Genomic DNA, 20444 nt, shown 5'->3' with positions numbered 1-20444 from the left:
AATGACAACGCGAAGGACATTCATCCAGCAGGCAGCGGTGATGGCCGCAACCGGTGCAGTGCTCGCCCCTGAGCAAGCATCGGCTATCTTACATCGCAATCGAAGTCAAACCACACCCAAAGAACACCAAGCAATGAGTATCTTATCAAACAACGTAACATTCCCGCAGAACTATGGGCTGGGTGGTGTAGGTCCCGGCAATGGCTGGCATACCAACACCAACGCGCAGATCAATCAAACCCTGGAGGCCGCTTGGGAAGCCGGCGTCCGGTATTACGATACCTCTCCGTTCTACGGATACGGGCTGAGCGAACGCCGCTTTGGTCATTTCCTTTTTGAGAAAGACCGTTCGGAGTACCTGCTGTCTACCAAAATCGGCCGGATATTCGAGGCGGACCCAACCTTCGAACCCGGATCGGCCGGGCTGTGGAAGGGTCCGCTCAATTTCAAATTCCGTTACGACTATTCGGCCGACGGTGTGAAGCGTTCCATAGAAGATAGCCTGCAACGACTGGGGCTGTCATCCATCGATATCGTATTCGTGCACGACCTGTCGCCCGACAATGGGGACCTGGGCGACCAATGGACGGAACAATTTGACGTGGCAACCAAAGGTGCTTTCCCTGCATTGACAAAAATGCGCGAAGAAGGTATCATCAAGGGCTGGGGGCTCGGCGTAAACCGGCCACAACCTATCCTAAAGGCGTTGGAGGTAGCTGATCCGGATGTCATGCTGGTTGCCATCCAATATACCCTGTTCGAACACGAGGATGCTCTTAAAAACCTTTTTCCCGCGATGGCCGCAAAAAAAGTCAAGGCCGTTATCGGCGGGCCATTGAACGGTGGATTTGCTGCCGGCTTAGACCGCTGGAATTACGGTCCCGGTCTACCCAAAGACATGGTAGAAAAACGCAACCGGATAAAAGCCATCGCCGACCCATATAAAGTGAGCCTATCGACCGTTGCCCTGCAATTTGCAGCCCAACATCCCGTAGTGGCTGCGGTTATTCCCGGTGCCAGCCGCCCCGAACAGGTAAAAGAAAACGTGCAATCGTTTCATACCGACATACCCGCAGAACTGTGGAAGACCCTGAAGGACGAAAAACTTATTCATCCGGACTGTCCTGTAGGCACCTAAAAAGCTAGCTATGGTAACCGTTAAGATCTACAGCAAAATCATATTGGCCATTACGGCATTCAGTACGCTAACGAGCGTAGCAGGTCACGGTCAACAACCCCATCACAGTGACAAACTTATTCCCGTTGCCGACCTGGGTAAACGCCGGGCCATTGGCGTCAGCGTGTCTTCGGATAATCGGCTATTTGTCTCCTTTCCTCACCAGGGCAGGGATTACCTATATGGGCTCACGGAGATTGTGGATGGCCAGCCCCTGCCCTTTCCGGACGAAGCGTGGAATGCCCATACGGGCGATTCCGCCACCCGTTTCGCCAACGTACAGGATTTGTATGTAGATATCGAAGATAACCTCTGGGTATTGGACTCAAAGCCCGCTCGGAAGGGTTCGATGGGTGCTTTCAAGCTACTGAAAATCAACCTTGCGTCCAATCAGGTGGAACGGGTATATACGTTTGACGATCTAGACAAAAATACGGCCGGGCTCAATGATATGCGTATTGATACCGATAAAGAGTTGGCTTACCTTTCTGACCCCGGCCGCGCAGCGATCGTTGTGCTGGATCTAGCATCCGGCACGACGCGCACGGTACTCAAAGGCCGGCCTTTTACCACGGCTGATCCGGACGTTATCCTTACCTACGATGGCAAGGAAATGCGCGACGGAAACGGGAATCCTTTCCGCTCGAATGTCAACGGCGTTGCACTGACCAAAGACAATCGGTATTTTTACTTCAAGCCGATCAATAAGCTCAACCTCTATCGCATCGAAACCCGGCACCTGGCTGATGCATCGCTAACGGACGCTGAGTTGGCGTCGCATGTGGAAGATATGGGTAAAACTACGGTAACGCACGGTTTGATAGCTGACGATAAAGGCAACATCTATTTAACCTCGTCCATGGATTACAGCATCAAGTACCTTTCTCCCGACGGCAAGCTGCATACGCTCGTACAGGATTCGCGCCTGCTTTGGCCGGATTCATTTGGGATTGGCTCGGATGGCTACCTTTATTTCTCGTGTGCCCAGTTGCAGCGTGACCCGCAATGGAACGATGGCGAAGACAAGGTGGAATATCCGTATCAGATTTATAAAGTGAAGTTGCCGTAAATCACCTCACGCCCTCCGGCAGTTCCCCGCGCCGGAAGCGGTTTACGAGCTCATGCGCCAGGCGCGTCGGTTCGGGAATCCGGTATTTCCCGAGGCATTGCCGGATGAGCTGCAAGCTGTTTTCCATGCCCAAGAGATGCCCCGGTGAAACAAATACCGGCGCAGTTTTGCTTTTACTGCGGAATGCATAGCCGATTTGTTCGCTACCAGCCATAATGGGGCTATGATCGCCCGCTAATAGGCCGGGTTCGTTATATTTACCTGTTAACAGTTTTTTGGCACAACCCATACTCGGTTGGCCGGTCTCGACACCGAAATGTGTAGCGATGCCCAATCGACGTGGATGCGCAATGCCATGCCCATCCACGACCAATACATCGGGTTTTTCCGCCAATCGTTTCCAGGCTTCCTTCAACGCGGGCACTTCACGGAAAGCCAGGTATCCCGGTACGTAAGGAAAGTGCGTTTCAGCCTTGACCAGCGACCAGCCGACAGGCTGCAATGCGGGAAACGAGAGCAGGATGATACCGGCATAGATCGTGGAGCTGTATAGATTCAGTGAAATATCTGCACCTCCGATAAGCTGGATGGATACTTCCCTTTCTGCTGTATCCGTACGCTTGCGCAACTCCTGCTGTAACACGGTTGCTTCCGTAATACTTAATGTATCGTAATTCTCCATCACATCAATTCGGCAAACAAGATACCAATTATCCTGCAGACAAACATAATCGCCCCGATACCGTTAGCTTTAAAAACAGTTATCCTTGAAACAATTAGCTCGCTCGATGTATGGCCTCACCTTGGTACCAGCAAACTACTGAACAGGTATTGGAACACCTGGATTCCTCCATGGATGGACTAAGCAAAGCTGCCGTCGCGGCACGGCAGGAACGGCATGGTCCGAACCAGCTCGAAGCCGGCAAGCAAACCTCCAAACTTGCCCTATTCGTTGCCCAATTCAAGGATGTAATGATTGCCATCCTTGCTGTGGCTGCAGCCATTTCCTTTTTCGTCGGTGAGCATACCGACGCCTATGTCATCCTTGGTATCATTTTAGGCAACGCGATCATCGGCTACATCCAGGAGAGCCGGGCGGAAGCATCCATCCAGAAACTCCAGCAGATGGCTGCCCAGCATACGATGGTTGTGCGGAAAGGCACCCCTATGGAAATCGAGGCCAGCCAATTGGTTCCAGGGGATGTGGTGCTGCTTGATGCCGGAGATATCGTTCCGGCAGACGGAAGACTACTGGAAATCAGCGCCCTCAAAATGGAAGAAGCTATGCTCACGGGCGAAAGCCATTCCGTGGAAAAACATACCGACCCCATCAAAGGGAACGAATTATTACCCGGCGATCAGCTCAATAGGGTCTTCAAAGGAACGGTAGTAAGCAATGGATCGGCCCGGATGGTCGTCACGGAAACGGGCATGAACACCGAAATGGGAAAAATCGCTTCCCTGCTCGAAGGGGAATCCCAGCAGACGCCATTGCAGCGACGGCTTCAAAAATTCAGCAAACAACTGGTGATTATCGTATTGGTGATCTGTACAGCAATATTTGCCTACGGCTTATACCGCGGCGAAGAAATGCTAACAATCTTCCTGACCGCCTTATCGTTGGCCGTCGCGGCATTGCCCGAAGCGCTACCTGCGGTAATCACCATTGCCCTGGCCAACGGCGCAGCGCGGATGGTCAAGCAAGAGGCACTCATTAGAAGGCTGCCTGCCGTCGAAACACTGGGATCGGTCACCTACATCTGCAGCGACAAGACCGGCACGCTCACCAAAAATAAAATGACAGTAGAAAAGGTCTGGCAACCCGACGGACAGGAGGCATTGCTCTTGCATGCATTTTTACTGAACAACGAAATCCGGTTTGACGAAAACGAAACCCCCATGGGCGACTCCACGGAAATCGCCTTGGTCGCGCATGCATTAAAGGAGGGCATAGCACGGCAACAGGCTGAAAAAGAATATCTAATCGCCGACAAATTGCCTTTTGATTCGGAGCGCATGCGGATGAGCTCGCTGCATCAGCACGGAGATAAATACCTCTTATTGGTAAAGGGTGCGCCGGGAAAAATTGCCGAAGCCCTGTCGGCCAACTACACCGACGAAAAAGAAAAGTGGCTGGACACCAACCGTGAATGGGCACGTGAAGGCCTAAGGGTACTCTTTTTTGGCTATCGGTGGCTTAATAAGCGCCCGGAAAAATTGGACGCCTCGCTGGAAGCGGAATTGGATTTCCTGGGTATGGCCGGTATGATAGACCCTCCGCGCGAGGAAGTCGTGGAAGCCATTGATCTATGCCGAACGGCGGGAATCAAACCGGTTATGATCACCGGCGATCAGCCGCTTACGGCAGTAGCCATTGCTGAACGATTGAAACTGATAACCAACCCAGAGGAGAAGGCACTTACCGGCGCAGACCTACATAAACTTTCGAACGACGAATTGAAAGCTAAGGTGAAGCAAACCACTGTTTACGCGCGTGTTTCCCCTGAACAGAAACTCAACATCGTAAAAGCCCTCCAACAAAACGGTGAGTTTGTCGCCATGACCGGAGACGGTGTCAACGATGCACCTTCGTTGAAGCAGGCCAACATCGGCGTAGCCATGGGGATAACCGGAACGGATGTCGCCAAGGAAACCGCACACATGATTTTGCTTGATGATAATTTCGCTACCATCGTGAAAGCCATCAAAGAAGGTCGCCGCATCTACGACAATATCCGGAAATTCATCCTGTACGTGCTGTCTTGCAACCTCGGCGAAATCCTCGTCATCTTCTTCGCCCCCATGTTGGGTTTGGCCATTCCGTTGCTTCCCATCCATATCCTTTGGATAAACCTCGTAACAGACGGCCTACCGGGATTAGCGCTGGCATCCGAGCCAGCAGAGAAAAACGCCATGCAACGGCCGCCACGCCGGCCGGATGAAAACCTCTTTGCAGGCGGGCTTATCCCACGTATCGTACTTACCGGGGTACTGATGGCCATCGGAGCATTTGTTCTGCAATTCCTGGCTATGAACCAGGGCTACGATATTGCATACCAACAGACCATGGTGTTTTCGATGCTAAGTTTCGTCCAATTGGGAAATGCCTTGGTAGTTAGAAGTTCCAATACGTTTCTGTTCCGGCTTCCCTTGTTCAGGAATCCGTTCTTAATCGTTACCGTTCTGTTTTCGATCGGATTGCAACTACTGCTGGTGTATACGCCTTTCCTCCAACCTGTATTCAAAACCGTCGCATTGCCGGCGGAAGCGATGGGTCTAACCATCTTGCTATCGGTTTCCTGCGTAGCATGTATCGAGAGTTCGAAATTATGGATTGCCAAACTATCAAACAACTGAGTTGTTTGATAACGTGGTACTTTTTTTGTTATTTTTAAAAAGGACGATGAATAACACTTAATACAGATGAAACATCTAAAATGGACAATCTATTGCATGATGGCCGTGACAGTCGCTGCTACCTCATGCCAAACCAAACGGACAGCCTCAAACCCAGGAGCAGATCCCGCACATAACAGCCAGAATTCGCTGGATTGGAGCGGCACCTATCAAGGAACGCTTCCCTGCGCCGATTGCCCCGGCATCCGGTATGTACTGACGTTGAACGAGGACAACTCCTATCAACTGAAAACGCAATATCTTGAGCGTGGTGATTCCGTATTTACCGAATCCGGCAATTTCACATGGAATGAAAATGGCAACCAAATTACGCTTGCCGACCGGGGTGAAAAATTTCAGGTTGGCGAAAATCGCCTGTTTCATCTCGATATGGAAGGCAATCGGATCACCGGGGATTTGGCTGAACATTACATCTTAAGCAAAGCCACAGCAACCATTACCGGAAGGTATTGGAAGCTGGTGGAAATACAGGGTAAGGCCGTTGTGGATGGAACCACCCAAAAAGAGCCTTATATACGCCTGAATACGGAAGAGAATCGAGTCGAAGCAAATGGCGGTTGCAATGGTATGGGCGGCACTTATGAATTATCCGATCCAAACCGGATTAAATTCTCGCAACTGATCGGCACCATGATGGCCTGCGAAAACATGGAAGTGGAAAATGGATTAAGACGTGCATTGGAATCTGCAGACAGCTATCACCTGCAGGGAGATACCCTTCAGTTATTCCGGGCGCGGATGGCTCCCCTCGCACGATTTGTTGCGGTAGAAAAATAAATAAATCAGGGATGCATAGAGAAACGAGTTACTTTTCGCGGTTCTCCGTGCATCCCTGCTTACGATAATCGTTAATGGGATTATTTCAATTCCAGAAACTTATTGTATTCGATTTCCTTCTTCTCGAGTTTCACCAATCCCTTCAGGTAATCAAACACTTTCAATGCCTTCACTTCATCGAACAGGCGATTGGCTTGTTCTTTATCACCGAGCAATTGTACCGCATATTGTGCCAATTGCTGGTCGGTAGGCTCCTGTCCTGGGCTATACATCCTGATTTGAGCGGCTATACGTTCCTTGGCTAGTGCCAACACTTCTTCGTATTTCACCTCCAAACCATTTTGTGTAATGATACGGTTTTCAATAAGGGTCCATTTCAGATTTTTAATGAAATCAGCAAACCCCTCTTCCAACTCATCCTCCTTAATCTCCGGATTAGTTGCTTTCAACCATCTTTTCAGAAACGCCTCTGGAAAATCGACTTTCACTGCATCCAAACCTTTTAAATACAGATCATTTTGCAATTTCTGGGCGGCATTTTGTGCTAAATTACTTTCAACCTCTTCTCTTACCTTTTCTTTGAACTCAGCTTCAGTTTTTACGGTTCCTTCGCCGAACAACTTGTCGTAAAAGTCTTCCGTCAAATCCGCTTCCTCCAGCCGGTTTACATTCTTCACGGTCAGCTTAAACGTCGTGTTTTCCAGGGACTCCGCTTCCTCTTCCTTAACACCCAGGATACGGGCGACATCAGATACGTTCTTAAAGGCCTTCTTGACATCCAACGTCAGTTCGTCATCCTTTTTCAGCCCGATCAGTGTCTTTTTAATCTTTTTATCATCCACCAGATCCGTGCGCACCGAAGCGGTGTTAACGATTCCCCCTTCCAGCTCATTGCCGTCGGCATCCAATTGCTTTAGCTCGCTGTAAAGTACGTCGCCATCTTCAGAGACCTCCGGATTGGTCATTTTTCCGTAGCTACGGCGAAGGTTTTTAATGCGGGATTCCAACGTTTCCTCATCGGCTTTGATCACATACTCAGGGAACTTTGACTTTTCGTTGAACGGAACGTCAAACTGCGGTGCCAACCCAATTTCGTAATTGAATGAGAAGGTATCGTTGAAATCCCATTGATAATCGTTTTTATCATCTTCCTTGGGTAGCGGCTGTCCTAAAATGTCCAGTTTATTTTCGCTGATGTATTGATTGATTTGATCGCTTACCAACCGATTGATTTCGTCAAAGAGAATGGCCTTCCCATAGGTGCGTCGGATGTGGGAAGTAGGCACCATCCCCGGACGGAATCCGGGTAATTTAGCTTTCTTTGCTTGTTCCTTAATGGCTTTGTCTACTTGGGGATTGTAATCCTCGGGACCGAGGTCTACAGTAATGACGGCATTGATTTCGTCGATGTTTTGGTGTGAAATGTTCATACTCAATTTTAAGCGTTTATCGCATATATAAAAAATCCTCCCGATGCTTTCGGGAGGATCGAAGTGCGGAAGAAGGGACTCGAACCCCCACGCCTTGCGGCGCCAGATCCTAAGTCTGGTGCGGCTACCAATTACGCCACTTCCGCAGTAGGATTTTATTTGGACTGCAAAGGTAAAGTTAATTCTTTAAAACGACAATACCTTTTTTCACTTTCAACGTTCAATTAATCTTCAACTTTTCAATCTTTTTTACGGCCAAACACGGAGAAATGCACATACCGACCCGGCCGCGCTTTCATATCTGCGATCAGTTCTTCCAGATTTTGTGAAGCCTGATTGAGGTTGTTGTATAGCTGTTCATCATTCAACAGCATACCGATTGATCCTTGCCCCTGATTGATTCGATCTGTAATCGACTGGAAATCGGCCATCGCCTTATTGGCACTAAGAATGGTTTGCGCAAAATTAGCTTTGGCCACTTGATCGGTGATACTGTCCAAATTGGCCAAGACATTGCCAATTCGTTCATTGTTATTTTTAAGGTTATCGGTAATGGATTCCACATTCCCCATGATATGACTGATGCGATTCCGTTCGGAGACCACCAGTCCGTCTAATTGGCGGGTAATACCTTCGAGGTTTTGAAGGGAATTGGCAATGCTATTGATACTTCGATTAAAATCCCGTTGGAAATCTTTATTGATTGTGTTGTTAATGGAGCTCAATACCGAATCCAATACGGCAGCGATATCCTGAGCCTTTTTTTGGATGGGCTCAACCTGCTCCATAATGTTTTTCTGTATTCCCGCCGTCAATTCGTCGCCATCTTTGGCATACGTCGATCCGTTGCCCAACTCAAAAACGATGGCTTTGCCTCCCAACAAATCGGTACTGGCGAGAAGCGCCACCGTATTGGCGGGGATGGCGTAATTACGCTGTACCTTGAATTCGGTTCGAATGCGACCGTCCGATTGCAACTGCATATCCGACACACGGCCAATTTGGTAACCATTTACAAGAACAGGCTTGGACTCGGTGAGCCCATCCACGCGGTCATACGTTGCGTAAAACGTGTGGTCGCTACTGAACACATCGTTTCCTTTCAGAAAACTATATCCCAAGATTAAGATGGCAATGGCTACGACCGCCAATATGCCCACTTTCGTTTCATTTGCTATCTTCACACGCCGAGTTTTTGTATTTCTATGCTTCCGTTTTTGTTTTTGCAAAAAGACAAGCAAAAACGATACCGTCCATCCATAAAACAACGTTCCCGTCCATATTGTTTAGCGCGATTCTGTCAACGCTCAACCTGCCGTTTATAGGCTTTGATTGCTTCTACCAAGTTATCAACGATTTCAGCCTGGCCCTTTTCAGAATTCATGAACGTCTCTTCATTTGGGTTGCTTAAAAACCCTATTTCAGTCAATACTGCAGGCATTCCTGCACGTGCCAACACGGCTAGGCTTTGTTCTTGTACGCCACGATCTTCCCGCCCAGACTTGACATACTCCTCCTGAATGAATGATGCCAGCCGGATGCTTTTATCCCGGTATTGATTTTTCATCAATGAAAATACGATATAGCTCCCTGGATCATTGGGGTCGAAACCCTGGTAGTTTTCCTGATAATTGTCTTCGAGGAGAATATCAGCATTTTCGCGCAGTGCCGCATCTTGCTCTCCCAGCCTGCCAAATCCTGAAACAAAGGTTTCCGTGCCTCTAACTGTTTTGTTTTGGCTGGTGACATAATAATACTTTCCTTTGCTGTTACGTCGTCGTATTCTCCGCGCAGGTGTAGCATTGCAATGAATGGAAATAAATAAATCCGCTTTCTTGTCATTGGCAAATTCGATGCGCTTATATAACTCCACATCAACATCTGTGGTACGTGTATAAAGCACCTTCACACCGGGTATTTTGGCCTCAATAGCTTTTCCCAGCTTCAGCGCTACCTGCAACACCACGTCTTTCTCCAATGATATGGCTCCCCTCGTACCCGGCTTATCTCCGCCATGCCCCGCATCGAGCACGATGGTTTTTACGGTATAAAGCGTATCCTGATACTTATTTGCGAAAGAAATCGTTGGAATTAGTAGGTATAAGGAAAAGAAACAAAGAATATATGTTGTGAGATGTTTTATCATGTCGATGTAATACACCAAAATCCTAACTATTTTAATTAATTTTGTGCCAATTTTGAATTATTGCAAAAATAGTATTCATTGTCAAATTTGAGGTCTGTTGCTGTCTTTTTTTTACTATTATTAACGGTATTTTCCTGTATAACCCTATATGGGCAGGAAAGTTCCCCCGCAACGCTTCCATCTGACACCACGCGAAATGCCCTTGCAGATACACTGGCGACCGATTCGCTCGGTAACAAAGCCGACACTGCCCGAAGAGACTCCACCGATGGATTGAAGGCCATGGTTACGATTGCCGCAGCAGACTCTCAGGTCACGGAACTCAAAACCAACATCATCCACTTATACGGCGACGCCAAAGTTAAATATGAAGGATTTGAACTTGCAGCCGACTATATCCGTGTGGATCAGTCGATCAACGAAGTTTTTGCCAGCGGGCTCATTGACCATAATAACAAATATTCAGGTCGCCCGGTAGTCATCTTTCCGAATGAACCCCCAAAAGCCGTCGATTCACTCCGGTACAACTTCGACACCGGAAATGGCGTCACCTTTGGCATCTTTACCGAGGTCGATGGAGGGTTTATCCAGGCAAGCAGGGTGCGTAAGGATCAGTATAATGAGATGTCGTTGTACCACGGCATGTATAGCACTTGTAATTTACCCCAACCGCATACACATTTCGGCATCCAGATAAGCAAGGGAATTGTTACCGAAAATCAGATTATTTCAGGACCGGCCTATCTCGTAATGGAAGGTGTTCCACTGCGATTCATTACCATTCCTTTCGGCTTTTTCCCTAAACCGAACAAACGTTCCTCAGGCTTTTTGTTCCCCACGTTTGGCGAAGAATTCAATCGGGGCTTCTACATGCGAGACATTGGCTGGTATCTTGCATTCAACGACTATTGGGACAGTGAATTGAGAGGAACCCTGTATTCGAAGGGTTCCTGGGAAACTTCTGTGCTAACACGCTACCGCGTGAATTATAAGTATAATGGTGGATTTAACATCAATTTTGCCAATACGAAAAGCGGCGTGGAAGGAACAGACCAATACCGAGCACGGCACGATTTCCGTGTGAACTGGAACCATACGCAGTTGCAGGAAGCCAATCCCGGCACTACGTTTAGTGCTAGCGTACAATTCGGCACGAGTGGATACGCACATAACACGGCCGCAGCAGGCTCGACCAATTACGAGGAAATCACCCGGAATACCATGAATTCCAGTATCAGCTATGGCCGGACCTTCGCCGATGGGAAAGTAAATTTTACCGCCAGTATGCGGCATTCGCAGGATATGGCGAACCAGACGGTTTCTTTGGATCTTCCTACGTTTTCACTAAGCGTTGCTTCATTCAATCCATTTGATTCCAAAGACCGTGTAGGTGAACAGAAGTGGTATCAACGGATCAATGTCAGTTATTCCCTGCGCGGAGATAATACACTGAATGCAAAGGAAACCGGTTTGTTCAGTAAAGAGACGCTGGGGCAGTTCCAGCATGGCTTCCAGCACAGCATTCCCGTAAGCCTTTCACTGAATGTGCTGAAGTACTTCCAGTTTAATAGCAGTGTAAGCTACAACGAGGGATGGCACTTTCAGACCTACCGCCGGAGGCTGGAAAATACCGTAAATGGATTTGAGGAACTCCGGGATACCGTCCAGGGGTTCCGTCGGTCATATGATTATTCTGTCTCTTCGGGCTTATCGACTAAAATTTATGGAATGTATCCAAAAATCGGAAAGATCCAAGCGATGCGGCATGTCATCACTCCCTCATTTAACCTTAATTACCGCCCGGACTTTTCCGATCCGATGTATGGATTTTATCGCCGGTATATTGATGCACGGGGAGAAGAAAATCTCTATTCCATTTTCCAGGGAAGCAAGTATGGGTCGCCGGGAAGTGGCCGCTCCATGGGGATCGGCTTTTCCATTGACAATAACCTGGAAGCAAAAATCTTAAGCAAAAAGGACACAACCGATGGTGGAGTTAAGAAAGTCCCCATTTTACAGGGATTAACTTTCAGTGGAAATTATAATTTCGTTGCGGATTCTTTTAAATTATCCAACATCAACTTTTCTGGGCGTACCGCATTATTCAATCAGAAAATCAACCTCAATTTCAATGGTACATTTGACCCATATAGTTATGATAGAATGGCGGAAAGGCGGGTGAACCGGTACGCCATCCAGGATGGCAAGCTTGCCCGTCTTACGCAATTTGGCTTATCATTCGACTACAGTTTCAATCCCGACGCCAATAAAAGCCGTCAACAGGGCCTTGATTCGCTGGACGCACAGAAACCCAACATGACGCCCGAACAGCAGCAGCAATTGGCCCGTATCAGTTCAGATCCTAATGCATTTGTTGATTTCAATATTCCCTGGAACTTGGCGGGTTCGTTTAGTTTTCAGTACTCGAATCCGGGAAACCAATCGAGGGTAACCGCGACATTAAATGTACATGGTGACTTCAGCCTGACTCCAAAATGGAAGGTTCAATTCAATTCGGGTTACGATTTCCGACAGAAGGAGGTTTCCATGACGCGTTTCAGCATTTACCGCGATTTGCATTGCTGGGATATGTCTTTCGGATGGGTGCCTTTCGGGCGATTCCAAAGTTATAATGTAACCATCCGCGCCAAGGCTTCTATTCTGCAGGATCTGAAATTGACCAAGCGAAACGATAACTTCGGAGGTTTCTAATATATGCAAGCAGAGATCATTACCATAGGCGATGAAATCCTCATCGGTCAAATCGTCGATACCAATTCGGCTTGGATTGCACAGCAATTGAATTCGATCGGCATCCATGTCAAACAAATAAGTTCTGTTGCGGACGACCCGTCAGACATCCTCATAGCGCTGACATTGGCCTCAGGTAGAGCCGATCTTATTCTGGTAACCGGGGGATTGGGTCCTACCAAAGACGACGTGACCAAACAAACACTTTCCACTTATTTCGACTGCGGTCTGCGCCGCGCTCCCGAAGTACTGGCCCATGTCGAGGCCATCTTCCGGCGAGGCAACCGTCCCATACTGGAAATTAACCGAAGGCAAGCCGATGTACTGGAGAAAAGCGAGGTATTGTTCAACGAAATGGGCACGGCACCCGGCATGTGGATAACCCATAAGGAAAGACCCTATGTGATTATGCCAGGTGTCCCTTTCGAAATGAAGCATATCATGCGGGAACGCGTGTTGCCCCGCCTCCGCAGCTTGGATGGGCGCGTACCTGTGTGGCACCACACCCTGCTGACAGGCGGCATCGGAGAGTCTTTCCTAGCCGAAAAAATCGCAGATATCGAAGCTGCATTACCTGCTCATATCCATCTCGCTTATCTGCCCAAACCCGGATTGGTACGATTGCGACTCACGGCGATCGGAGAAAATCAGGAAAGGCTGAAACAAGAAACACAAACCTTCGCTGATCAATTGAAGGAACGCATTGGGGAATATTTTCTTGCAGACGAAGACACGACCCTCGAAAAGTTGATCCGGGATTTCATGCAGGAACACGAACTTTTGTTATCGACCGCCGAAAGCTGTACGGGGGGAAATATTGCACGGCTCATCACCTCTTTGCCAGGCAGTAGTTCCATGTTTGAAGGCGGTGCAGTTACGTATTCAAATGCCGTAAAACATTCCGTACTTGGTGTCAAAGAGGAGACACTCGATCAGTATGGAGCTGTAAGTGAGGAAACGGTACGGGAAATGGCTGTTGGCGCCAAGACAGTTTTCCGCACCCACTATGCCATTGCGGTAAGTGGAATCGCTGGCCCCGAAGGCGGTACACCCGAAAAACCTGTTGGGCTGGTATGGATCGCTGTAGCTGGAAAAGACCATGTAACTGCCCGGAAATACCTGTTTGGCCAGGATCGGGCCATCAACATCGAGCGCTCCTCCATGGCCGCTTTAGGGATGCTTTGGCAATTGTTAAATTCCGAAAAAGACCGCAAGTGACCTGAATTCCCCCTAATTATACATTATTAAATTTCTTATATACACATATAAACGAAATTAAATTTTGATGTTTATTTTTTAATCAATTATTTATGTAACTTAGGCCGATTTTGATAGGCAAACGGACGTAATTAGTATGCGGGTTTGCGCGGATAAAACGAGCATTCAATATGGCAATATATAACCTACAATTGCCCAAAATGGGCGAAAGCGTATCAGAAGCAACTGTAGTGAGGTGGTTGAAGCATCCCGGTGATTCGATTGAAGAAGACGAACCGGTATTGGAAATTGCCACGGATAAAGTGGATTCCGACGTTCCTTCTCCCGTATCCGGAATATTAAAAGAGCAACGCTTTGCGGAAAACGACATTGCCCAAGTGGGGGATGTCATTGCGATCATTGAAACCGAGGGGAGCGATGAGGAACCGGTGACCCGCGAACAGAACGCCCCGTCTGAAATGACTGACGACGATGCCGTTGCACCTAACATTCCCGGGGTCGAGCAATTGGAAGACGCAGCGGATGGACACCTTTCCAGAGGTGGAGAAGGGCGTTTTTATTCACCTTTGGTCAAAAATATCGCCAACGAAGAAGGAGTCAGCCTAGCAGAACTGGATCGCATCTCCGGTACTGGCAGTGAAGGAAGGGTAACCAAGCAAGATATACTAAACTACCTGGAAACAAAAAAAGCTACCCAGCAACAAGGATCCGACGCGTACGAAGCATCTCAGGTATCCCACGTCGCAACCGAGACGGTTTATTCGGCCCCACCTCCGGCAGCCATTACCCTATCTCCTCAAGACGAAATCATTGAAATGGACCGCATGCGTCGTTTGATTGCCGAACACATGGTTCGTAGCAAACAGATTTCGCCCCATGTCTGCTCGTTTGTGGAAGCCGATGTAACCAACCTGGTTAGCTGGCGCAACAAAATAAAAGACGCTTACGAAAAGCGCGAAGGGGAGAAAATTACCTTTACGCCTATTTTTATCGAGGCTGTAACCAAGGCCTTGCGGGACTTCCCCATGGTGAACATTTCTGTCAGTGGAACGCAGATTATTAAAAAACGCAACATCAATGTCGGAATGGCGGCGGCTTTGCCTACGGGCAACCTGATTGTTCCGGTTATTAAGAATGCCGATCAACTGAGTCTCGTGGGGCTCAGCAAAGCGGTAAATGATTTGGCGAATCGCGCGAGAACAAATAAATTACGTCCCGATGATATCCAGGATGGAACGTTTACGCTGACCAACATCGGCGCATTCGGCAACATCATGGGTACGCCGATCATTAACCAGCCGCAAGTGGCTATTTTGGCTGTCGGTACCATCACAAAGAAACCCGCAGTTATTGAAACCGAACATGGGGACCTCATCGGTATCAGGCACCTGATGTACCTATCGTTATCGTACGATCACCGTGTAGTAGATGGCGCACTCGGAGGCCGTTTTGTCAAACGAGTGGCTGACTACCTGGAAAATTGGAATGTGAATCGAGAGGTCTAAGTGTGATGGAATAATCTGAACTTCGCCACTACCCTGCGGTATCTTGCATACAGTAATACCGACGAAGTAAGCAGGCCGAGTGTCAGCCCATACCATATCCCCGACACGCCGATATCCATTACGATTCCCAGCAGGTAGGCAACCGGAAGTCCTATTACCCAATAGGCTACAAAAGTAATTAATGTGGGAATATTCACATCTCCCATCCCCCTCAGAATGCCCAAGCCGACCACCTGTGTGCCATCAAAAAGCTGGAACAGTCCGGCAATAATTAACAATTGGGCTGCTATGCCAATAACAACCGTATCGCTGGTAAAAATCCAAGGTAAATAATGGTTAAATACGGTAAAAAGCAAGGCCGATAACCCCATAAAAACCAACACAATCAGGTAACTCGAAGAAGCAAACCGTCGCAGTCGGAAAACATTCCGGTTTCCGTAACTGTTGCCCGTCTTGATGGTGGCAGCAGACGCTATTCCACTCGCCATCATATACGTTGTCGCAGCGAGGGTGATGGCTACTTGGTGGGCAGCCTGTTCGTTGGCTCCGATCGTCCCAGCAATTACTGCCGCGGCGGCGAAAGCTCCCACTTCGAATACATATTGCATCGCTACCGGGGCGCCGATTTTCAATAACGCGAAACACCGTACCCAACCTACGTGCCAAACATTGAATTGCGCGAGGTAACGTGTAAAGTTGACAGATCGAAACACATACATGCCCATTACGATCCCCATCAGGCAACGGTCAATGAGTGTTGCATACCCCACCCCGCTTACCCCCATCGGCGCCACGCCAAACAAGCCTTTCACAAAAACGATCGCCAACAGCACATTCAGCACGTTTCCCCATATGGTGATATTCATCGCCTGCCTGGTAAATCCCAATCCCTCGGCAAATTGCTTGAACGTATTGAAGACCATTAATGGAACGATGGACAGACTGAGGATGAAGAGATAGGGTTTCGCTTCACGTACCACAGCCGGGTCCTGCCCAAGATGATCGATCGCCGCCATCGATCCGAAATAGACAAAGCAAAACAGCAAGAGCCCGGATAGGATATTGATGAATAGGCTATTGGAAAGCAGCACTCCGCATTCTGCATGGTTTTTACGACCGTTTTCTTGTGCTATTAATGGCGTAAGGCCATAGGAAATACCAATGCCGATGACCATTACGATCATAAATACACTGTGCACTAACGAGACCGCTGCGAGCGGAATGGTACCTGCAAAATGTCCCACCACAATGCTGTCTGCGGTCTGCACCAACATCTGGCCCAATTGGGAAATCACGACCGGCCCGGCCAGTACAAGTGTACTGAGCGCGTACGGTTTGTATGATTTGAATCCTTGACGCACGTTTGCCCCTCCCTGTTTAAATTAGGAGCGGCAAACTTAAATAATTTCCTTCTGAAAACGCAGCAGTCGACAAATAGGCAGGAACAGATACAACCATTCGCAGGAGTTTCGTGGGTAGATAACCGAAATATTTGCGGAAAGCTGCTGAAAAATGTGATGCATATTTATAGCCCACTTCCTGCGCCACCACGGCTACTTTCAGATTCTCCTTCACCAATAAGGTCTTTGCGCGCTCCATGCGGCATGCCGTTAGGTAGCCAAAAACCGTCACTCCATACACCGCTTTAAAGTGAGTTTTCAGGGTCGTTTCATTGGTACCGACCGTATGCGCTAATCCAACCAGCGAATAAGAAGCGGCCGGATCATCGCGCAGCATATCGCGAACTTTCCGGACGCGTTCTAACTCATCCGGCCGTAGCTGCGTCAACACTTCCGAGCTACCCAATTTATCCGCTTTCTCCAAAAATAGAACGAACAACTCGGCCAACTTCAACTGCATGTAGGCCGCCTGCAAATAGGTAGGCTTCTTTTCATGGAGTATTTGTTGGATGACACCGATTTTCCTCATTCCTAACACCATATTTAGCTCATCCAATAACCAGGTGCAGCTTTTGGCTTTCAGAAAATCAAGGAGACGTGGCTGGCTATCGGCAATCGGCAAGGAAATATCTGAAAGGCCGACAACAAGCATAAATAGTTCAACAGCTCCATCACTCTGAATAACCACGTCCTGCGTGCAGCCTTCTATCACCAACAGACAATTACTTTCTCCAGCCGAAAAAGACTTTGTTTCTCCGTCACATCCGATGTGGATGTGCTGTCCCTTTGAGACAAAAATTAAACGGACTTCGGGTCTCGGCTGCGCTACTATACGACAACGATCAACCGCATAGAAGGTGCTGATTTGATAATAACTAAAAACACCAAAACGACTTATCGTAACCGTGCCTTCCTTCAATGCCTCCTTGTGAACACCTCCGTCTGCCAGTAAACCATGCGTGAATTCGTCGCGCTCCGAGGAAAATTCCGTCATATATAATTTGTATTCCCTTATTTATAATTTACAGGTCGTACGTAACTCTATATTTGCGCCAAAAATAAACTATTTAGACTACATATAAATAATAGTTTTAAAAAAAGATATGATCCGCCTGTTATCCGTTGCATTACTACTCCTCACAACTTCCGTTGCCTTTGCCCAAACCGGCGGACTTTCAGGTATGGTTACCACGCCTACCGGCCAGCCCGTTGTGGGTGCTTCGGTTAGCCTGAAACCCGGTGAGCAAGCGACAATGACGGATGAAAACGGTCGGTATGCCTTCGCTGGCATCCCGTTTGGCGAATATGAGCTCGTAATCACTTCCCTGGAGATACAGACTGTGGAAGCTCGGGTGATTCTGAACCGGGCCCGCTTGCACGAAAACGTCGTTGCGGAGCCCAACGAAGGCAGCCGGTTGGAGGAAGTATCGGTGGTTCGCAATACAGAAAAAAAAGACATGGAAACCAGTGGGTTTGCTGTAGCCGTTATTGAAACCAAAGAAGCCTCGCTTAGGAACCTAACAACCAATGAACTGCTGGACCGCACCGTCGGGGTACGTGTTCGGCAAAATGGTGGGATCGGATCTCAGGTGGAATACAACCTGAATGGGTTGTCTGGCAGCGCTGTCGGCCTATTCCTGGATGGCATTGAAATATCGACCTATGGCTCCTCTTTTAATTTAAACAACATCCCACCTGCCATGATCGAGCGGATTGAGGTATATAAGGGCGTATTACCTTCACACCTGACCGGCGACTACGTAGGCGGTGCCATCAACGTGGTATTGAAGAAGGATGCGTCGCAGAACAACCTCACCCTTGCTACCTCTTATGGATCATTCAATACGTTTCAGACAGACATTGGGGCTACCTTCCGCGATAGAAAAAGTGGCTTTTCAGCTCGGGCCTCGGGGTTCTATACGTATACAGACAATAGCTTCACCACGTGGGGACGGTCGACTACCTATGTCAACCACCTGCAGCAGATAACCCGGCCATACCGCGCGAAACGATTCAACGATACCTATAAGTCAATTGGTGGACGGTTTCAGGCCGGATTTACCGATGTTAGCTGGGCCGATCAGTTCTTCATCGGATACAACATTTCAAAGACGTACAATGAAATCCCCCACGGCACTACCATGGCCGTACCGTATGTAGGCCGCTTTTCGGAATTCCAGGCACACGTGCTGAGTTTAAATTATCACAAAAATGACCTGCTGGTGGATGGATTGGCATTGACAGTGAATGCAGTACACAGCAATCGTAGCACGTACTTACAGGATACCGTCGGCTTTGCATACAATTGGGACGGGACGGTAAGGGAAGTGATTGAATTTGGCGAGCGGGTACCGCTCCGGACTTCCGGCGGCGGACAACAGGGCGAAAAGACCATTTCGCAGATCGACCGGAAGATCACCAATGTGCGCTCCAACCTGGGGTACACCCTCGCTCGGGGGCATCGTATCTCGTTGAACCATAAGTTTGAGACAACAGACCGGGACGACAACGACCTCCTGAACCCGATTAATAAAGACTTGGTAACCGTTAGCAAACTGGCTAAAAATATCCTTTCTGCCAATTACGAAGCACAGACTTTGAACGACCGGCTGCGGACGAACCTGCTTGTTAAATATACCGCCAACCGGACGAGCACCAGCAGGCCTGAATTCGTCACCCAAAACGGGCAGGTTGGGATTTTGCGGCGAGACACCACCACATTTGCCGACAATTTCGGCTACGGTGCCACGGTATCGTACAATGTAATTTCCAAACTGTTCGTGATTGCCTCCGGCGAGAATGCCCAGATTATGCCCAACGAACGGCAATTATATGGTGATCCCGAGATCAATATCCTTCCCAATCTCCGTTTGATGCCGGAAAAAAACGTCAATTATAATCTCGGACTCCGTTGGGGGGCGGTTGATTTCGGCAAACACCGCCTATCTATCTACGGCAGTGCTTTCTGGCGGAACGGGTTTGATAAAATCACACAGCAAGTAGTGGATGCAGACGAAATCGAGGAAGAGTCGGATGCCGATATCCAAACTACGCGCTACATCAACCTGGGCAAAACCCAGGCACGGGGCGTAGAGGGTGAAATCAACTACATATATAGCAATCGCCTGAATGCTACGGTGAATTTTTCTAAGTTCAACAACCTGTTCAAAGGCGGCAACGATGCTGCTGGCGAAGACCACGACCTTTACAACGAGCAGGTGCCGAATGAGCCTTTTTTTACCATCAACACAAACATTCAATACCGGCTGAATCATGTTTTCCAGCGGCAGTCGGTGATGAATCTGTATTACAACACCGGATATGTCGGCGAATTTTACATTGTGTGGGGGCAGCCCGAATGGTCGAAAACCCCAACGCAGTTCACCCACGACTTGGGCGCCAGCTACCGGTTTCCGAACGGAAAACTGGTTGCCAGTGTAGACGTCAAGAACCTTTTTAACGCCGAAATGTACGACAATTTCATGGTCCAGAAGCCGGGGCGAGGTGTTTATTTCAAATTGAATTATACCATCAGTAAATTTCTCTAAAAACAA

General features: G+C 48.4%; 14 protein-coding genes and 1 tRNA gene. 8 read left to right on the top strand and 7 right to left on the bottom strand.

Translation table 11 applies throughout. The annotated features are described in order from the left end of the window. The first annotated feature begins 1 nt into the window (after position 1). On the top strand, positions 2 to 1138 hold the full coding sequence (locus tag BMZ56_RS21045; protein WP_090630401.1) for an aldo/keto reductase: 1137 nt from the start codon (positions 2 to 4) through the stop codon (positions 1136 to 1138). A gap of 10 nt (positions 1139 to 1148) precedes the next feature. Continuing rightward, entirely contained in the window at positions 1149 to 2246 is a 1098-nt protein-coding gene (locus BMZ56_RS21040) for an L-dopachrome tautomerase-related protein (RefSeq protein ID WP_090630398.1), read from the top strand. 1 nt (position 2247) lies between these two features. On the opposite strand, the gene nfi is transcribed toward BMZ56_RS21040, so the two are convergent. Beyond that, the gene (nfi, locus tag BMZ56_RS21035; protein WP_090630396.1) at positions 2248 to 2928 is read right to left on the bottom strand and encodes a deoxyribonuclease V; all 681 of its coding nucleotides are present in this window, start codon (positions 2926 to 2928) and stop codon (positions 2248 to 2250) included. A 110-nt stretch (positions 2929 to 3038) separates the two neighbouring features. On the opposite strand from nfi, the gene BMZ56_RS21030 reads away from it, so the two are divergent. Beyond that, positions 3039 to 5603 (top strand): cation-translocating P-type ATPase, encoded by a 2565-nt coding sequence (locus BMZ56_RS21030; RefSeq protein ID WP_090630393.1) that lies wholly within the window; start codon positions 3039 to 3041, stop codon positions 5601 to 5603. A gap of 66 nt (positions 5604 to 5669) precedes the next feature. Next, positions 5670 to 6440, top strand: coding sequence for a copper resistance protein NlpE N-terminal domain-containing protein (locus BMZ56_RS21025; protein ID WP_090630390.1), 771 nt, complete (start codon positions 5670 to 5672; stop codon positions 6438 to 6440). An 80-nt stretch (positions 6441 to 6520) separates the two neighbouring features. On the opposite strand, the gene tig is transcribed toward BMZ56_RS21025, so the two are convergent. The 4 genes from tig to BMZ56_RS21005 form a co-directional block, all read right to left on the bottom strand. Next, a complete protein-coding gene (gene tig / locus BMZ56_RS21020; protein WP_090630387.1) occupies positions 6521 to 7870 on the bottom strand; it encodes a trigger factor in 1350 nt (449 codons plus the stop codon). A gap of 64 nt (positions 7871 to 7934) precedes the next feature. Next, positions 7935 to 8016, bottom strand: a tRNA-Leu gene (locus BMZ56_RS21015). Positions 8017 to 8109: 93 nt separating this feature from the next. After that, a complete protein-coding gene (locus tag BMZ56_RS21010; RefSeq protein ID WP_090630487.1) occupies positions 8110 to 9054 on the bottom strand; it encodes an MlaD family protein in 945 nt (314 codons plus the stop codon). 116 nt (positions 9055 to 9170) lie between these two features. Next, a complete protein-coding gene (locus BMZ56_RS21005; protein WP_090630384.1) occupies positions 9171 to 10016 on the bottom strand; it encodes an N-acetylmuramoyl-L-alanine amidase family protein in 846 nt (281 codons plus the stop codon). A 78-nt stretch (positions 10017 to 10094) separates the two neighbouring features. On the opposite strand from BMZ56_RS21005, the gene BMZ56_RS21000 reads away from it, so the two are divergent. The 3 genes from BMZ56_RS21000 (at position 10095) to BMZ56_RS20990 (ending at position 15490) form a co-directional block, all read left to right on the top strand. Next, positions 10095 to 12728 (top strand): putative LPS assembly protein LptD, encoded by a 2634-nt coding sequence (locus BMZ56_RS21000; protein ID WP_245893322.1) that lies wholly within the window; start codon positions 10095 to 10097, stop codon positions 12726 to 12728. Positions 12729 to 12731: 3 nt separating this feature from the next. Next, complete coding sequence (locus tag BMZ56_RS20995) at positions 12732 to 13985, top strand: competence/damage-inducible protein A (protein ID WP_090630381.1); 1254 nt, start codon at positions 12732 to 12734, stop codon at positions 13983 to 13985. 170 nt (positions 13986 to 14155) lie between these two features. Then, positions 14156 to 15490 (top strand): dihydrolipoamide acetyltransferase family protein, encoded by a 1335-nt coding sequence (locus tag BMZ56_RS20990; RefSeq protein WP_090630378.1) that lies wholly within the window; start codon positions 14156 to 14158, stop codon positions 15488 to 15490. Here BMZ56_RS20990 and BMZ56_RS20985 read toward each other — a convergent pair. Beyond that, complete coding sequence (locus BMZ56_RS20985) at positions 15487 to 16851, bottom strand: MATE family efflux transporter (RefSeq protein WP_090630375.1); 1365 nt, start codon at positions 16849 to 16851, stop codon at positions 15487 to 15489. The two genes, BMZ56_RS20990 and BMZ56_RS20985, sit on opposite strands and share 4 nt — an antisense overlap. A gap of 16 nt (positions 16852 to 16867) precedes the next feature. Continuing rightward, positions 16868 to 17884 carry a helix-turn-helix domain-containing protein gene (locus BMZ56_RS20980; protein ID WP_090630372.1) on the bottom strand — a complete coding sequence of 339 codons (1017 nt, stop codon included), beginning with the start codon at positions 17882 to 17884 and terminating at the stop codon, positions 16868 to 16870. A gap of 109 nt (positions 17885 to 17993) precedes the next feature. Here BMZ56_RS20980 and BMZ56_RS20975 point away from each other — a divergent pair, with 109 nt between their 5' ends. Beyond that, positions 17994 to 20438 carry a TonB-dependent receptor gene (locus BMZ56_RS20975; protein ID WP_090630369.1) on the top strand — a complete coding sequence of 815 codons (2445 nt, stop codon included), beginning with the start codon at positions 17994 to 17996 and terminating at the stop codon, positions 20436 to 20438. Positions 20439 to 20444: the final 6 nt, after the last annotated feature.

This window comes from Parapedobacter indicus (genome assembly GCF_900113765.1).
In the GTDB taxonomy this organism is placed as follows: Bacteria; Bacteroidota; Bacteroidia; order Sphingobacteriales; family Sphingobacteriaceae; genus Parapedobacter; species Parapedobacter indicus.
This window is presented reverse-complemented; position numbering and strand designations above follow the sequence as displayed.

What these genes read in the sequence shown, in the direction of transcription:
- BMZ56_RS20975 (WP_090630369.1), top strand. Translation starts at nt 17,994, where the DNA reads ATGATCCGCCTGTTATCCGTTGCATTACTACTCCTCACAACTTCCGTT.
- BMZ56_RS21025 (WP_090630390.1), top strand. Translation starts at nt 5,670, where the DNA reads ATGAAACATCTAAAATGGACAATCTATTGCATGATGGCCGTGACAGTC.
- BMZ56_RS21005 (WP_090630384.1), bottom strand. Translation starts at nt 10,016, where the DNA reads ATGATAAAACATCTCACAACATATATTCTTTGTTTCTTTTCCTTATAC.
- tig (WP_090630387.1), bottom strand. Translation starts at nt 7,870, where the DNA reads ATGAACATTTCACACCAAAACATCGACGAAATCAATGCCGTCATTACT.
- BMZ56_RS20990 (WP_090630378.1), top strand. Translation starts at nt 14,156, where the DNA reads ATGGCAATATATAACCTACAATTGCCCAAAATGGGCGAAAGCGTATCA.
- BMZ56_RS20995 (WP_090630381.1), top strand. Translation starts at nt 12,732, where the DNA reads ATGCAAGCAGAGATCATTACCATAGGCGATGAAATCCTCATCGGTCAA.
- BMZ56_RS21040 (WP_090630398.1), top strand. Translation starts at nt 1,149, where the DNA reads ATGGTAACCGTTAAGATCTACAGCAAAATCATATTGGCCATTACGGCA.
- BMZ56_RS21045 (WP_090630401.1), top strand. Translation starts at nt 2, where the DNA reads ATGACAACGCGAAGGACATTCATCCAGCAGGCAGCGGTGATGGCCGCA.
- BMZ56_RS21030 (WP_090630393.1), top strand. Translation starts at nt 3,039, where the DNA reads ATGGCCTCACCTTGGTACCAGCAAACTACTGAACAGGTATTGGAACAC.
- nfi (WP_090630396.1), bottom strand. Translation starts at nt 2,928, where the DNA reads ATGGAGAATTACGATACATTAAGTATTACGGAAGCAACCGTGTTACAG.
- BMZ56_RS20980 (WP_090630372.1), bottom strand. Translation starts at nt 17,884, where the DNA reads ATGACGGAATTTTCCTCGGAGCGCGACGAATTCACGCATGGTTTACTG.